Origin of the sequence: Sporosarcina sp. FSL K6-1522, from assembly GCF_038622445.1 — a bacterium.
Classification (GTDB): Bacteria; Bacillota; Bacilli; order Bacillales_A; family Planococcaceae; genus Sporosarcina.
Genome location: NZ_CP152019.1, coordinates 2,133,899 through 2,149,102 on the forward strand (window position 1 = coordinate 2,133,899; position 15,204 = coordinate 2,149,102).

Below are 15,204 nucleotides of genomic sequence, written 5' to 3' on the forward strand. Positions count from 1 at the left end.
AACCGCACCTGCTTTCAGTATCTATCATACCGAATGAAGGGCGGTTTGCGCTACTGAATACATTAAAAATCGAAATCCCATTCTCCTAAGATGGGTAGTGGGATTCGGCAGAGTGTTCAAGGAATTTAGAACGATAGCTATTCGATTACATCAAACCACAATGGATTTTTATCTTCGACATCTTCATTGTAATTTATTGTAATCTCTTCCCCTTCTTTAATATCATTGAATGCATAAAAATCGATAGATAGATTATCTAGATTATTAACGAATGTCGCATTTGGCATATAGGAGTGGTTAAATAGTGATCCATAGCCTAAAGCGATTGCGGTATGCTCATAATTATTCCCCCAAGTGAAGCAGTAATCAAAAAGTATTGTCTTCTCGAGATACTTCCATTCATCTTGACATGATACTAAAACAGGTGATGCTTCAATGAGTTCCCCTTTTTTAATATCACGTGTCGCATAGACCCCTCTCCCATACTTTCCCGTATCTTTTATGCATATCGGTAACAGAGTAGTTTCTCCTCTTCGCGTATTTACATTAGTCAAAATCCACTAGCTGCTTTTTCAAATAGCAACTACGGTCGCGAATAAATTGACAAATGAATTTGGGTTCATGATCAAATTTACCAAGTATATTCTTTTTATAGGGATCTGTAAGAACATGTGGGCGCAGAGCTTCATGCAGAGAAATTATGTTGTTTTCCATATAGTCAACTGTGAATTTTGTTTCTAAAATCTCCTCTAGGATGCTTTTGTAAAGCTTACGAAGCTCTGGAACACGCATTAGGAGATAGCAAAGGTGGTTATTTTTCTTTCCATCAAGAGGAACATAATTATGCCGCATGATTTCACCTTCAACGTTCCGCCCCCACGTTGCATCATAGTCCCAGGGAATGATTTCGAACAAACTGGACTCACTATTATGGTACAGCGCATAGTTATGTGTGAACCCGTCATTATTCATTGTGCAAACAGCTCCAGCTAGCCAACGTAAAAATTTATCTATATTGATACACTTGGAAATTTCATCAGCGAAATTAGCAAGAGGTATGGTGTTAATTTTACTGATCAAATCGAGGAGAAGGTCATCGTCTGATGAGCTTCCAAATGCTCGTCGATAACCGGAAAGAAGCGAATTTTTCATAGTTTCGTCTTTCATCAAAGAAAAGTTGGCGTTATTGTTTACGGCATAATAGATGGGGCCGAGAGGAAGTTCTCTTGTTTGCAAGAAAAACTCGTCAACGGACTCTAATTGTAAATAGAGGCCTTTATGAGTACCATTGCGGATTAAATTGATATGCTGACTTTGTGGTGCTAAAACACCAAGATCATGGAAGAAGTCAAAAGAAAGTTTATTGCGGATAAAAGAAGGATCTTTGTATTCTGCATTGAGGTGTATTTCTCGGGCATCGCAAAATGATTTGGGATTGATGAACTCAATCCGATAAGATTTTTTGCGAAGTTTCCGCGTAAAAGATCCTCGGTAGGCAATATCCACGTCATATGTGGTGTCTCCTACCTTTAAATCGGCGGGAACGGGGTCGTCATTCCATAAATCTCCCCGTAACTCCTTTAGGTTCTCTTCTTCGATGCTCAACAAATAAGATGGAATTAGATAGGACATAAAATCTCTTTCCTTTCTATATATTTAGTCCGTCTATTATTGTTTGAGATTGTTAATGACTCTGGCTTGATCAGTGGGTAATTGATCAAGCCAGAGTCATTTGATTTATCTTCGGGAACGACGACCTTTACGTGCTCCAGTCTCCTTGTTACCTGTGGAAGTATGACCTTTCGAAGCATTGCCTTTTGAAACATGGTCTGTTGAAGTATGACCTTTCGAAGCATCACCTTTTGAAATATGGCCTTTTGAAGTATGACCTTTCGAGGCATCTCCTTTTGAAACATGGCCCGTTGAAGTATGACCTTTCGAAGCATCGCCTTTTGAAACATGGCCTTTTGAAGTATGACCTTTCGAGGCATCTCCTTTTGAAACATGGCCCGTTGAAGTATGACCTTTCGAAGCATCTCCTTTTGAAACATGGCCTGTTGAAGTATGACCTTTCGAGGCATCGCCTTTTGAAACATGGCCTGTTGAAGTATGACCTTTCGAAGCATTTCCTGTTGTTGTACGACGAGTACGAGCTTTTTTTCCCTTTGGCATAGAAAAACCCTCCTTTGAATAAATGTTTCATACCATTGTATTCAATAATCTTTTTACTGTGTCGGCAGTTAAGTTACGGCAGTGTAGCGTACACTTGGTTGCATTATTTAGCAGGTGGAGATTCTATTAGGTCTCTATAGTACTGAGGTACTGTTAACCAAAAGAATATTATCAGGTGCCTGCATACATTATGATACGGATGAAAAATGCTTGTTTAACGTCAATTGGAAAATCGGATTTTAAAAGTACTTGACTAATTAATCTAAAGTAGGCTAATGACCACTACTCTCTCTCCCTAAGGCACATATAGATACTAGGATACTAAAAATGGAGGTTAGATGACTATGAATCAGGAAATGATACTGTCTTTAGTGGATAGAGTAGTTAAAGTCGATAGAGGAGGACCGGAATCCCGAGTTGGAAAGCTATTGGCAGCAGCTGAAGATCACTTTACATTACTTACCGAAGACGATGGGGTTATTTATTATAATACCCACCATATCAAGAGCCTGACTGTTAATGCGAAAAATGAACCGCAATTGAACTTTGACATTCCGAGGAGCTTTGATTATATAAAAGCTGAAAATTTTAGGAGTGTTGTGGAAAAGTTAAGGTATCGATGGGTGAAAATTAACCGTGGTGGACCAGAAACACTGGAGGGTGTAATGGATGTGGTTAATGATGATTTTATAACAATTGTATCAAATGAAGAAATTGTAAATCTCTCTATGTTCCATGTTCGTAACATAAGCTACGGAATAAAAGTTGAAAAAGGAAATAAAGCTAAGGGAAATAATCAAGAAAAGGAAAGCAATAAACAAAAAGACTCAAAATAGCTATAAGATGTATTCGTCGCTTCTGTTGGTAAGAAGCGACGATATTCTATGAAGGAGGCGCCCCAAAATTGCAAGAGCAAAACTTTAAAAAAGCAGTAGGCGACCTTAAAGACATGAAGATTGGTTTGGTCCTTGGTGACAATCAATTAATTGAAGGAATTTTGTTAGATGTTAAAGAAGACCATATTGTTGTGCATGTGAACCAAAACGTTTTTTATTTTGCACTCCAGCATATTCAAGCACTTTCAAGGAATGCTAAAGACTTTTGCATTTCGTCCGAAATTGTTCCCTATCTTAACAAAAATTACTTAGTAGATGTATTGAGAGCCTTTAGGTATACCTGGGTGACCATTAATAGTTTAAGTAATCTGGAGATTACCGGGGTGTTAAGTAGAATATCTGAAGATCACGTCATGATAATAAACAATGCGGAACAACTTTATATCCCAAAGTCCTATATAGCCAACATTTATAGCACAATATCAGAAGAGGATATCATATTCATAAATAATCAGGAACAATCGGCAACTCAAAATTCCACCATTAGTAAGGGCTTACTTGAAATAAATGAACAACATGCAACGAGTGGGGAAGAAGAAGCCATTCAAGAATCCGACACTAATTTGGATGATGAAGCAAAAGAGCAGTCTGACTCTTCTCTGGAAGAAAAATTACTAGCTGTCCTACAAGCGGAGCAGGGCGCTGACAATCATATAAAAACAACAAACAATAGTGAAGTAGAAGAAAATAGTAAAGCTCCTATGATAGAGACGTTTACAGGAGAAATACTAGAAGATGAAAAGAATGAATATGTGAAAACTGGTCACAAAAAAAGTATTCAAGACTTCATTTCATTAATAAATGAGAAATCTAAAGAGTGGTTGGATGTATCGTTAGAAGAAGACTTGCAAGAAATATGCCGCGATGAGAAAGTGGATTACGAGGGTGTTTTAGAATCTGCTAAAAGTACTAGTAGCGAAGAGCAACTTACCTCTACTGAATCCCAGCCTAGGCATAACGAGAAAAGAATACTTCTAACTGAATGGAGCACCATTAAAGATGAGCAACTAGCAATGATGGATCAAAACAATTCCAATGAGGAAAGTGATCCTCCAATACATGGCGGCGAGTCAATGGAGATGGAAAACGATGAGGACTTTTGCATTTTAGATGAAAAATCTGAGCTGATTGAATCAACTAGTACCAATCCAATCACAAAAAAAAACAGCCTAAAAGAAGAAAAAGCAATGTTAGAGAAACAATACTATGCTCTAATGAAGCATGCGGAAGAAAGTTCGATTCGGATGGAACATCGTTCTGAATATAATCAATCATACCTAGAGACAAACATTGAATTTGAGGAGAAAAACAATGTTCATATACTTGAAGGGGAAATAAGCTCACAAGAAGAAAGAACAATGTTAGAAAAACAATATGCTGCGCTAATGAAGCATGCAGAAAAGATGTACCAGCAATTGAGAGACTGACGATAAACTAACAATTTAGGCAAGAAGAATTAATCTCTACATCTCATCATTGCAGCAGTAATTTTGAAAATAAGTTAGAAAGGAGTTGTAGGCTTGAATACAATTATTCAAAGTCTAATTAATGAAGTGATTCAAATTGAAATTTCCGGAAAGAAACTAATTAGCGGTACTGTTCTTGACGTAGGCAGCGACATGATTGTGCTTTTTAATGGGGCAGATTTTGTATACGTCCCCATCGTTCATATCCAACGTTTTTGGGCTGATCGTAACAATGAAAACGATATAAAGGCCCCAACGGAGTTCCCGAGCATCGTTGCAGAAGAAAGTAAAGAGGCATTGTCTTTTGGAGAGGTTCTTACACAAGCAAAAGGGAAATTTGTTGAAATCTATGTAACAGGTGCTCAACCTTTACATGGATATATTACGAGTATTATGGATAACTATGTTGTATTTCAATCACCCATTTATAAAACGATGTATATCTCATTAAATCATCTTAAATGGTTAATTCCATATGCGCAAAATGAAAGACCTTACGGATTGGATAACCAGAGCTTCTCATTTCAGCCGAATGATGAATCGTTGGCAAATACCTTGGAAGTTCAAGTTGGAAAGATCAAGAATAAAATCGTTGTATTAAATATTGGTGGGAATAAAAGCTATGTAGGAAAGATAAATAATGTCGAAGCACAAATTGTTGAGGTTCAAACAGCAAGAACACAGTCTATTTTTTTGAACATAGATCATATTAAAACGCTACATCAGGTGTGAATCCATTGTGATCATAAAATGTTGAACAATATTTAACTTGGATTTAATTTATGCGGAATAAATAGGAAAAATATTTACTTGAAAGGAAGACCTCTTTTCAGGCTGACGAGAAATTATCGACAGCCAACTTTTTTTAGGACTTGCTTAACAAGATTGAATGAATGTGATTTGTGGGAGTCTCGACAATATGAACACGTAAAAAGCAGCATGACATATGTCAGGCATCTTTTTACGTGTTTATTTTTGCATAGAAATATAAGGTGATTTCAATAAAAAAATTATGGCATGAACAAGTATACATTTTAGTCTGGGTGGACAAACATCTCGTTCCTTGTTGCTCGATGTGAATATACATACAAGGAAACGGACAATCAACGAACAAGCTATTATTCAATTGAGAAGAAAGGAAATGGTATATGTATGAGTTATCAGGTTGTAATCTCAGGTTTGGTATTCCTTACGACTATGTTAGTCATATTTTGGAGACCTAGAGGAATGAATGAGGCGTGGCCAGCGGCAATTGGAGCTGCAATCATTCTGTTAGCGGGGATCGTGTCACAAGCAGACGTCATGGATATCATCAGTAAGATTGGGGGGGCATCCATAACCATTATCGCAACGATTGTCATGGCTGTTATATTAGAGAGTTTCGGTTTTTTTCACTGGGCAGCCGCAAGACTTGCGAGTTTGTCGAGAGGTTCAGGTCATCGTTTATATTGGTATATCCAGTTACTCTGTTTTTTGATGACACTATTATTTAATAACGATGGAAGTATCTTAATTACGACACCGATTTTAATTTTACTACTAAAAAATATACAGTTAAAACCGCATCAACAAATTCCGTACTTACTAAGTGGTGCACTCATTGCAACCGCGTCAAGTGCACCTATTGGAGTTAGTAATATTGTTAACCTGATTGCATTGAATATCGTTGAAATGTCGCTCTGGATGCATACAGCAATGATGTTTGTCCCAGCGACCTTGGGATTGGTATTTATGTCTGGGTTGATGTATATCGTAGTAAGGAAGAAACTACCGAAAACTTTACCAGATTCCATAATGGATGTGGAAGAATCCTTTTTCACGAAAAGTTTTCACCCATTAAAAACAACGATTTCTGTTGAGAAAAAACAACAACGTACTAAATTTATGTTGAAGGTATTGCTGTTTGTTTTCGTTATGCGTTGTCTCCTTTTTGTTGCATCGTATGTCAACATTCCCATTGAAATTGTTGCGGTTCTTGGATCGGTCGTTTTGCTCGTATGGAGATGGTATCATTTGCGGACGAACCCAGTGGACATCTTAAAGAAAACCCCTTGGCACATTCTTATTTTTGCCTTCTCTATGTACGTGATTATATTCGGTCTGCATAACGTGGGACTTACAGCGTTATTAGTGAAATTGTGTGAACCTATTGTGAATCAGGGGCTATTCCAGGCGAGTTTTATCATGGGAGGATTAGTTTCGGTACTGTCTAACCTCTTTAATAATCATCCGGCTTTAATGATTGGGACGATTACCTTAACGGAGATGGGGTTAGATCCGATTACATTAAAGACCATCTATCTTGCAAATATTATTGGGAGTGATATGGGATCATTGCTGTTGCCAATTGGGACACTAGCTTCTCTTATTTGGATGCATATTCTAAGGAACAATAAGATAAAGATTGCTTGGAAAGATTATTTAAGCGTCTCCCTGATTGTCATTCCAATAACAACAATCGTCACATTGACATTGCTTTATTTTTGGGTGCAAATGATTTTTGCCCAATGAAATATCGGGATATCCAATTTTATCAGAGAAGTTAAGCGGGAAATGTTCAGAAAAGAACTATTTCCTGCTAACATTATGAATTTTTTCCCGGAGGATCAGTACAGGTTTCCATCTATTATAAAGTTCTAATTAAATCTTATGGAGAGTCTAGAAATTAATAAACGAACCTAATATTAATAACGTCTTATGTAGTCCGCCTAAGCTGCAAAGAATCATTTATTACATTACATACATATCGGCTTTACGAAAAGACGGGAAATCCCAAATCCCATTCGCCTAGGGAATGGGATTTGGTAATTATGGGTTATTTCTTCGCAACGATGATGAGTTTACCCTGATCGAGTTCTTCTTCAGCAATCGCAGCTTCGGCCTTCGATAAGCCCGCTACTTCCATTTTGCTGCGCAGCTCATCGCCGCGGGAAGTAAACATATTTTTCATGCTTTGGAAGAAGCCTTGGTCTTTCATACTGACAGTTTCTGTGTCGAGGGCATCGGTAATGTGATTGCCTCTTTTTTTATCATGTGCAAACAGGTAGATATCGTCATGGGTATAGCCTTGCGTGACCAAATCTTCAATTTCCTTTTTTGCTTGTACTGCATTTTCTACAGTTTTTTTGATTGTCATGTGAAAATCCCTCCCAATGATGTGTCGTATCTATCTTTGCCATGTAAGATACGATATAAAACACTTTGAGAAGAGAAATTAGCTGCGTAATTTTTTGTACGCTTGAATGAAGGTGGACGGATTAGCCTCGACTTCAAACATAAATACGCCTTGGCTCGTATGCAAATAAAATAATCCAGCCCCACTGGAGAATGGTTTATAGGACATATCATGCACATGTTCTAATTTGAATGTGTTTTTGGCGGTTGAAATTGTATCGGTATATAACTGAATACGATGTACTGTACGATTTGTAGTTTGTCCATACCACCCTGTAATTTTTTCGACTAAATGATACGTGAGGGTGCAGACAACTTGATGATTTACTTCATGCATAGTGGATCCCTCCGCTGTTAAGATGTCCAAGAAGGAAAATAGATATGCATAGTATAACAGGTTTGGTGGATAAAGAATGCTAATATCTTCATTTCACTGAACGGTTTCTGGTCCGCTTTCGGTATATGATTCATGACAGCTTTAGGGAAGGAATTAATTCCTCCTGTTCGAGGGGCGATTATGTCTAGAAATGACTGCGTCGTTTCTAGACATAATCGTTTTCATAATGCTGTTGTGAAGCGGTACCTGTTGCGTCCCTCCAATCGTTAAGTAAAAAATGTAGTTGCTTGGAAAGAAAAGAATAGATAATTTTCTATAGAAAATGTAAGTGCCCGAAGATGAAATTTCGGGCACTCTTGTACATTGAACAATGCGTCCCTTTTTTAACTTGTAGCAAGTTTTAGGCACCTGAATATAGAAAGCCTAGTAGGAAAGTGAACCCTTTCCTACAATAACAATGGAAAAGACCATTACAAAAGCTTCAGCTGCCAAAATTGTATCTTTGGCAGCCGCTCTAGGTAAAGAGTCAGAAATTCTTTCTTCCCAAAAAGGATTTGCACTTTATATTCTGAAGATTTTGAAGCGCGACGGATGAGCAGGCGCCATACATTTTTCTCGATAATCGTATAGAAATTGTTCCCTCCAAAGTGCTTCGTACATAATATAATTATTTTTTGACTAATCGACAGGCGAGTATAATTCACTTAATAGGGAACTTTTTTTGATAGGTAGCGTTTTTTAAAGGGATGAATCTATATTTCTACACAATTTTATACTGAATGCCATAAATAATAATCTTGTCCTTGGACAATCTTGAAGCCGATTTTTTCGTAGAGTCCAAGAGCGTGCATGTTTTTGGTCTCGACATCAAGTAAAATGCTGCGCCCAGCTTCGTGTTCTTGCTTGACGATATTACAAAGGGTTTTGCCGCCGTAACCTTTGCCTTGATATTCCGGTAAAATAGCAAACCCATAAATATAGGCTTCTCCGTCCGTATTGCTAACACGGATTTTGCCGATGTCTTGGCCTTCAGCGACGATGATAAAGTGTTGTTCATTCGGTCCGTCTTGAATTTCTTCCTGATGAAGTCGTGCATCTGCTTCGCTCATATTGAATGCGAGCATATCAAGTTGTACTGCAAAGTCGGTGTCCTCTAGCCGGGATTTCCGTAACAGGACGTCGTTGCTTGCTTCAATCGGTTGTTGGTGCCACTTCAGTTGAAATTCGGAAAAGTCGTATGTGCATGATTGCGCAGTCAACCATGCTTTGGCGGACGTAGAAGGGGCGGGCGCATTCAATAGAATTTTGCTAAATCCTTTTTCTTCAATTGTTTGACGTGCTGTTTGCCAAAGCGTAGAAAAGTGCTGCCTCCTTCTTGCGCTTGGCTTGACCATGCCACATACTTCTACTGAAGTACCAAATCCATAAAGAGCCAGGTAAGCGATGAGTTCGCCGTTCTCTTCATAGAAGAAATCCATAGAATGATCATCCCTTTGGCGTAGCATGTCCCAGTTGAGCTTTAGATGAAGATCATCGGCTTGTTGACATTCTTTTTGAAGTGCTGCAATTGCATGTAATTGCTCGTTCGTTAGCATGTTTTCCCTCCATTATCATAAGCTACTATTACTATATACAAAAAAATGAGGACGTGGTTAGTTCAAAGGTGGGATTTATGGAGATATAGGAGGAAATACTTTGGTTGTTTCGTGACAACTTTCAAGGAAAGAAGTATGATGAATAAGGTCAATTCAGTCAGATGCTCTGACGAATAATATTGAAAGAGAGTACATATATGACAATCATTCAGAACTTAATCAGCTTTATCTTGCATATCGATCAACATTTGGTCGAAATTATTCAACAGTTTGGTTCTTGGTCGTACGCGATTTTGTTTTTAATCGTTTTTGTTGAAACAGGGATTGTTATTTTTCCTTTTCTACCGGGAGATTCGTTACTGTTTGCAGGAGGAGCGCTCGCTGCGCTTGGCGCGTTTAACATTGTGCTTCTTCTCATCGTCCTCTTTTCGGCGGCTGTCATAGGGGATACGGTGAATTATCAAATCGGTAAAAAAGTGGGAACTTCGATTTCTCCCAACAGTTTCATTGGGCGAGTCATCGATCAAGAGAAAATGAGGAAAGCAGAGAATTTCTTTAATCGACACGGCGGTAAAACAATTGTCATTGCCCGTTTTATGCCGTTTGTTCGTACATTTATCCCTTTTGTCGCAGGGGCTAGCCGCATGAACTACGGTTATTTCTTATTTTATAATATTGTGGGTGCTGCTCTCTGGGTAGGAATTTGTACGATGGCAGGTTATTTTTTCGGAAATATCCCGATTATTAAAGAGAATTTTTCAACAGTTCTGCTATTAATTATTTTTATATCTGTGCTTCCTGCGATTATTGGCTTTGCAAAGGCCCGTTTGCAGAAATAATAAGAAATATCTACCTGTAAAGGTTAGAATAAAATAGCCCTTACGCTCTTTTTTATAAAAGAGTGTAAGGGCTATTTTTGCATGCCGCTTATTATTTATAGCATGTCTGTTGATTAGCCAAAGAATAACTAAATTATGCACTAGGCACTTTGTATACAATTGATTTCGAATCGCTTTGGATCGAACAATTTCTACATGATTATCGAGGTATTTCTATGTGTAGGGATGCGACTTCGTCACATCCCTACACATTTTTTTCCGATAATCGTCTGATGATTGTTCATCCGTCGAGCTCCAGGGAGATAAGTACACAAAGTGAGAATGCTTTTTGGGAAGAAAGAATTACTGACTCTTTACGTAGAGTGGCGGCCAAAGATACAATTTCGGCCGTTAAAGCCTTTGTCATACTCGCCCTTCAAGCAGGAGGAATTGATTCCTTCCCTAAAGCTGTCGTAAATCATGTGCCGAAAGCGGACTGGTAATTATTCAGTGAAAGTGAAGATGTAAAGTATTTCTCACTAATAATGTTTTATACAAGTAAATGGTTAATCAACAGGCGTGTATTTATAGACGACCATTGCTAGAACTTCTTAATATATGTAGGCAAAAATCTAAATCCTCTTGAAGGTGGGATTCCATTAATTGTTTCGCTTTTTCCCCGTCCCTAGCTTTAATCGCCTCATAAATTTCCTCGTGTTCATCAATTAAGCGTGGGCGATTGTAGAGCACAACGGTTTTTCGAAAAAGATAGATAATGGATTTCATGCGATCAATTGTATCGATCATTAGGGAATTGCCGCTGGCTTGAACGATAATTTTGTGAAAGCGTTCATTGGCCGCCATTATTTCCTCTGGTGCGCCATCTCTTCCTATTTGAATGCAATTAGAAAGTGAGGTTAAATCTTCCACGGGTAAATAGGTTGCTGCTGATTTCGCTGCGGAACCCTCTAAAAGACTTCGTAATTGAAAAAGGTTACGGAGATCTTTTTCTGTAGGTTGGACCACTTTTTTATTGACGACAAGCCCTTCGTGACCTAATTGTCGTAGGGCTTCTCTAATCGGTGTTCGGCTAATCCCTAGCTCTGTTGCTAATTTTTCTTCTACGATTTTTGTACCGCCCGGTAAATCACCATTTAAGATTCGATCACGAATTACTTCATATGCTTGGTGGGAAGCAGAGCGAGACTTATTATTGTTTTGAGTCACTTTGTTCACTCCTATTTCGTTCAACCTAATTACATTAACTTATCAAAAATACTGGGGGAATGAAAGGGAAACTTGTTTTTAATGGATTTTTGTACACAAATAAAATTAAAATGTATACAAAAATAAGTTATTGGTATACAATCAAATTGTTAAAAACGTTGAAAACGGTTGCAAGGGAAATAAACGTATCTCACACGATAAATAGGTAAAACTAAGTCGATTAGGAGGAGTTATGATGGTGAAAAAAGTTGGTTTTATTGGTTTAGGGATCATGGGGAAACCTATGGCGTTGAATTTGGTGGCTAAAGGCTATGAAGTAATGGTGAACGATTTAAATAAAGAGGCGGTACAAACTTTAGTTGGTGTGGGGGCAAAAGCAGCGGATTCTGCAAAGAGCATCGCCGAGAATAGTGACGTTGTCATTACGATGCTACCAGCTTCTCATCATGTGCAACAAGTTGTTTTAGGTGAAAATGGTGTACTTAGTGGCGCTAAAAAAGGCACAGTGATTATTGATATGAGTTCGATTTCGCCAGTTGTGTCAAAAGAGATTGCGGAAATCGCAGAAAAACAAGGAGTAGAAATGCTAGATGCTCCTGTTAGTGGTGGAGAACCAAAAGCAAAAGATGCAACACTTGCAATCATGGTCGGTGGAAAAGAAGAAGTGTTTGAGCAAGTGAAGGATGTATTAGCTGCGATGGGATCCGAAATCACATTAGTCGGTGGAAATGGAAGCGGCACGACTGCGAAATTAGCGAACCAAGTCATCGTAAACTTAAATATTGCTGCTATGTCTGAAGCTTTGGTATTAGCGGCAAAATCGGGCATCGATGTAGAAAAAATGTACCAAGCGATTAGAGGCGGATTAGCAGGAAGTGCCGTGCTAGATGCAAAAGTGCCATTAATTCTTGATCGTAACTTCGTGGCTGGTGGAAGAATTGATATTAATTTGAAAGACATCACAAATGTAATGGAAACAGCGCATAGTGTTGGTGTTCCAATGCCTCTTTCTAGTCATTTGTTGGAAATTTTCCATGCGTTAAAAGTGGACGGTAAAGCTGCGGATGACCATGGTGGAATTGTTCAATATTATGAAAAACTAGCAAACGTGACAGTTGGGAGAGTTTAATACATGACTACAATTGGCAGTAAAGAAAAGAGATTGGTCCAAGAGGTTTTAGGGAATATTCAAGCAGTCGATACACAAGCTGTGCGAAAGATGCTTACGAATGAACTCGTTGATTTGAATAAAAAAATCATTGTGCTAGACGATGATCCAACGGGTGTTCAAACTGTTCATGGCATTTCTGTTTACACAGATTGGTCAGTAGAAAGTTTGGAGCGAGGGTTTGAAGAAGAAAACGCCATGTTTTTTATTCTGACGAATTCTAGAGGATTTACGGCTGCTGAAACAGAAAAAGCACATACCAAAATCGCTACAAATATTGTAGAAGCGGCGAAAAAACAGAACAAAGAATTCATTGTCATTAGCCGTGGAGATTCGACGTTAAGAGGTCATTATCCTCTTGAAACAGAAGTGTTGAAAGGGACGATTGAAGCTGCTTTAGACATCCAATATGACGGTGAAGTGATTTTGCCATTTTTCAAAGAAGGAGGTCGCTATACAGTCGACAATATTCACTATGTGCAATATGAAGAGTATTTGGTGCCTGCTGGTGAAACAGAATTTGCGAAAGACAGAACGTTTGGCTATTCATCGTCTCATTTAGGTGAGTGGGTTGAGGAACAAACAAAGGGTGCATTTAAAGCTGAAAATACGACGTATATTTCACTGGAAAGCTTAAGAACGCTTGATATTGAAACAATCACAAACCAATTGCTTCAAGTGAGTGATTTCAACAAAGTAGTCGTGAATGCAGTCGACTACGTAGATGTGGAAGTTTTTGTTATCGCCCTTATTAAAGCTATGAAGTCCGGGAAACAATTCATGTTCCGAAGTGCAGCCGCGCTTACGAAAGTAATGGGTGGAGTAAGTGATAAAGCACTATTAAAGAGAGAAGAATTGATTCAAGAAGAAACGAATCATGGTGGATTAATTCTTGTGGGATCGCATGTTAAAAAGACGACGGAACAACTCGAAGTATTGAAAACAGGTGATTTCATCGAATTCATTGAATTTGATAGCCATCTTGTGCTACAACCAGACAAGTTCCAAGAAGAGATAGATCGAGTGATTGAAACAACCGAGAATTTTATTCGCTCTGGTAAAACAGTTACGGTGTACACAAGACGTGAAAGATTGGATCTTGGTGAAGGCAAAAAAGAAGAAGAGTTAAAACTATCCGTAAAAATTTCAGATGCGGTCACAAGTATCGTGCAACGCTTAACTGTACGTCCTAATTACATTGTTGCCAAAGGCGGCATTACGTCTAGTGATATTGGAACAAAAGGGCTGCAAGTAAAAAGAGCAACAGTAGCTGGTCAAATCCAACCTGGAATTCCTGTATGGGTGACGGGAGAAGAAAGCAAGTTCCCAGGAATGGCGTATATTATTTTCCCGGGGAATGTCGGGGCGGTTACAACATTGAAAGATACGGTTGATATTTTGAACAACTAATCCATTGTTTATCAAGTTCGGCGAGGGGGCCATTTTACATGTTAATCAATACGAAAAAGATTTTACAGCATGCGCAGCAAGAAAAATACGCTGTAGCAGCCTTTAATGTATACAATTTAGAAACGGTTCAAGTAGCAATACATGTTGCCGAACGGGAAAATCAACCAGTCATTATCGCGTTAGGAGAACGTTATTTTCCAACGGTTGATGTGGAAGGGTTTGCAGCTTTTGTGAAAGCATTGGCTGAAAAGTCTGCTGTCCCTGTAGCGCTCCATCTGGATCATGCATATGAAAAAGAATCGATTATTCGTGCCATTCGTTGTGGTTTCACGTCTGTTATGTTTGACGGGTCGGCCTATGATTTAGATGAAAATATTCGCCGTACAAAAGAAATAGTGGAAATTGCTCATATGGCAGGTGTGTCTGTTGAGGCTGAAATAGGTTCTTTAGCAAAAGGTGATTTTTCCGACGAGGAAGAGGGAGACGGCACATTGACGGATCCGCAGTCCGCGAAAGACTTTGTTGACACGACAGGTGTAGACTTTTTAGCTGCAGCTATCGGTACTGTTCACGGAATGTACAAGGGAGAGCCTAAAATTGATTTGCCTCTTTTAGAAAGAATTCAGCAGGCTGTTGATGTTCCACTTGTCCTCCATGGAGGATCGGGCACACCTGATTCAGTTATTACACAGGCTGTCCAACTCGGAATATGTAAGGTCAATGTGAACACGGAAGTATCGATGGCTGCCGTGTCCTATTTACAGCATGCTTTTGAAAACAAACAAATGGTCCACCTTTCCACTGTAATGGCGGACATGCAACAGGCTATGGAACCTGTAATGACTAAATTCGTTCGGTTGTTTGCAAATCGCTAACAACAATCATCCGGTTTACATAGTACGATTTGAAGACGTAAAAAACTAAACTAAACGAAATGGGGA

The 15,204-nt window shown here is 38.7% G+C and carries 15 protein-coding genes; 8 read left to right on the plus strand and 7 right to left on the minus strand.

The window, feature by feature from the left end:
* Window positions 1-137 precede the first annotated feature (137 nt).
* The 3 genes from MKY34_RS10405 to MKY34_RS10415 all read right to left on the minus strand — a co-directional run bounded on the left by MKY34_RS10405 (window position 138) and on the right by MKY34_RS10415 (window position 2,172).
* Window positions 138-554 (minus strand): SET domain-containing protein, encoded by a 417-nt coding sequence (locus MKY34_RS10405; RefSeq protein ID WP_342515092.1) that lies wholly within the window; start codon window positions 552-554, stop codon window positions 138-140.
* On the minus strand, window positions 547-1,632 hold the full coding sequence (locus tag MKY34_RS10410) for a CotH kinase family protein (protein WP_342515093.1): 1,086 nt from the start codon (window positions 1,630-1,632) through the stop codon (window positions 547-549). The genes MKY34_RS10405 and MKY34_RS10410 overlap by 8 nt, the downstream gene beginning before the upstream one ends.
* Window positions 1,633-1,737: 105 nt before the next feature.
* Window positions 1,738-2,172 carry a hypothetical protein gene (locus MKY34_RS10415; protein WP_342515094.1) on the minus strand — a complete coding sequence of 145 codons (435 nt, stop codon included), beginning with the start codon at window positions 2,170-2,172 and terminating at the stop codon, window positions 1,738-1,740.
* Between the two features lie 344 nt (window positions 2,173-2,516).
* Here MKY34_RS10415 and MKY34_RS10420 point away from each other — a divergent pair, with 344 nt between their 5' ends.
* From MKY34_RS10420 to MKY34_RS10435, 4 genes are all read left to right on the plus strand, one after another.
* Window positions 2,517-3,008 carry a hypothetical protein gene (locus MKY34_RS10420; protein ID WP_342515095.1) on the plus strand — a complete coding sequence of 164 codons (492 nt, stop codon included), beginning with the start codon at window positions 2,517-2,519 and terminating at the stop codon, window positions 3,006-3,008.
* 68 nt (window positions 3,009-3,076) lie between these two features.
* Window positions 3,077-4,495, plus strand: a complete 1,419-nt coding sequence (locus MKY34_RS10425; RefSeq protein ID WP_342515096.1) for a DUF2642 domain-containing protein — start codon at window positions 3,077-3,079, stop codon at window positions 4,493-4,495.
* Window positions 4,496-4,588: 93 nt separating this feature from the next.
* Window positions 4,589-5,266 carry a DUF2642 domain-containing protein gene (locus MKY34_RS10430; RefSeq protein ID WP_342515097.1) on the plus strand — a complete coding sequence of 226 codons (678 nt, stop codon included), beginning with the start codon at window positions 4,589-4,591 and terminating at the stop codon, window positions 5,264-5,266.
* Window positions 5,267-5,686: 420 nt separating this feature from the next.
* Window positions 5,687-7,045: an arsenic transporter gene (locus tag MKY34_RS10435; RefSeq protein WP_342515098.1), complete on the plus strand. Its 1,359-nt coding sequence runs from the start codon at window positions 5,687-5,689 to the stop codon at window positions 7,043-7,045.
* A gap of 304 nt (window positions 7,046-7,349) precedes the next feature.
* Here MKY34_RS10435 and MKY34_RS10440 read toward each other — a convergent pair whose 3' ends face one another.
* The 3 genes from MKY34_RS10440 to MKY34_RS10450 all read right to left on the minus strand — a co-directional run bounded on the left by MKY34_RS10440 (window position 7,350) and on the right by MKY34_RS10450 (window position 9,640).
* Entirely contained in the window at window positions 7,350-7,670 is a 321-nt protein-coding gene (locus tag MKY34_RS10440) for a general stress protein (protein ID WP_342515099.1), read from the minus strand.
* A 78-nt stretch (window positions 7,671-7,748) separates the two neighbouring features.
* Window positions 7,749-8,045: a hypothetical protein gene (locus tag MKY34_RS10445; RefSeq protein WP_342515100.1), complete on the minus strand. Its 297-nt coding sequence runs from the start codon at window positions 8,043-8,045 to the stop codon at window positions 7,749-7,751.
* A 770-nt stretch (window positions 8,046-8,815) separates the two neighbouring features.
* On the minus strand, window positions 8,816-9,640 hold the full coding sequence (locus MKY34_RS10450) for a GNAT family N-acetyltransferase (RefSeq protein ID WP_342515101.1): 825 nt from the start codon (window positions 9,638-9,640) through the stop codon (window positions 8,816-8,818).
* Window positions 9,641-9,837: 197 nt separating this feature from the next.
* On the opposite strand from MKY34_RS10450, the gene MKY34_RS10455 reads away from it, so the two are divergent.
* Entirely contained in the window at window positions 9,838-10,479 is a 642-nt protein-coding gene (locus MKY34_RS10455; RefSeq protein WP_342515102.1) for a VTT domain-containing protein, read from the plus strand.
* Between the two features lie 564 nt (window positions 10,480-11,043).
* Here the strand turns inward: MKY34_RS10455 and MKY34_RS10460 are convergent.
* Window positions 11,044-11,685: a GntR family transcriptional regulator gene (locus MKY34_RS10460; protein ID WP_342515103.1), complete on the minus strand. Its 642-nt coding sequence runs from the start codon at window positions 11,683-11,685 to the stop codon at window positions 11,044-11,046.
* A gap of 235 nt (window positions 11,686-11,920) precedes the next feature.
* On the opposite strand from MKY34_RS10460, the gene garR reads away from it, so the two are divergent.
* The 3 genes from garR to MKY34_RS10475 are packed head-to-tail and all read left to right on the plus strand — an operon-like array spanning window position 11,921 to window position 15,138.
* Window positions 11,921-12,814: a 2-hydroxy-3-oxopropionate reductase gene (gene garR / locus MKY34_RS10465; protein WP_342515104.1), complete on the plus strand. Its 894-nt coding sequence runs from the start codon at window positions 11,921-11,923 to the stop codon at window positions 12,812-12,814.
* Window positions 12,815-12,817: 3 nt separating this feature from the next.
* Complete coding sequence (locus MKY34_RS10470; protein WP_342515105.1) at window positions 12,818-14,263, plus strand: four-carbon acid sugar kinase family protein; 1,446 nt, start codon at window positions 12,818-12,820, stop codon at window positions 14,261-14,263.
* A 38-nt stretch (window positions 14,264-14,301) separates the two neighbouring features.
* Complete coding sequence (locus MKY34_RS10475) at window positions 14,302-15,138, plus strand: class II fructose-bisphosphate aldolase (RefSeq protein ID WP_342515106.1); 837 nt, start codon at window positions 14,302-14,304, stop codon at window positions 15,136-15,138.
* The last annotated feature ends 66 nt before the right edge of the window (window positions 15,139-15,204 follow it).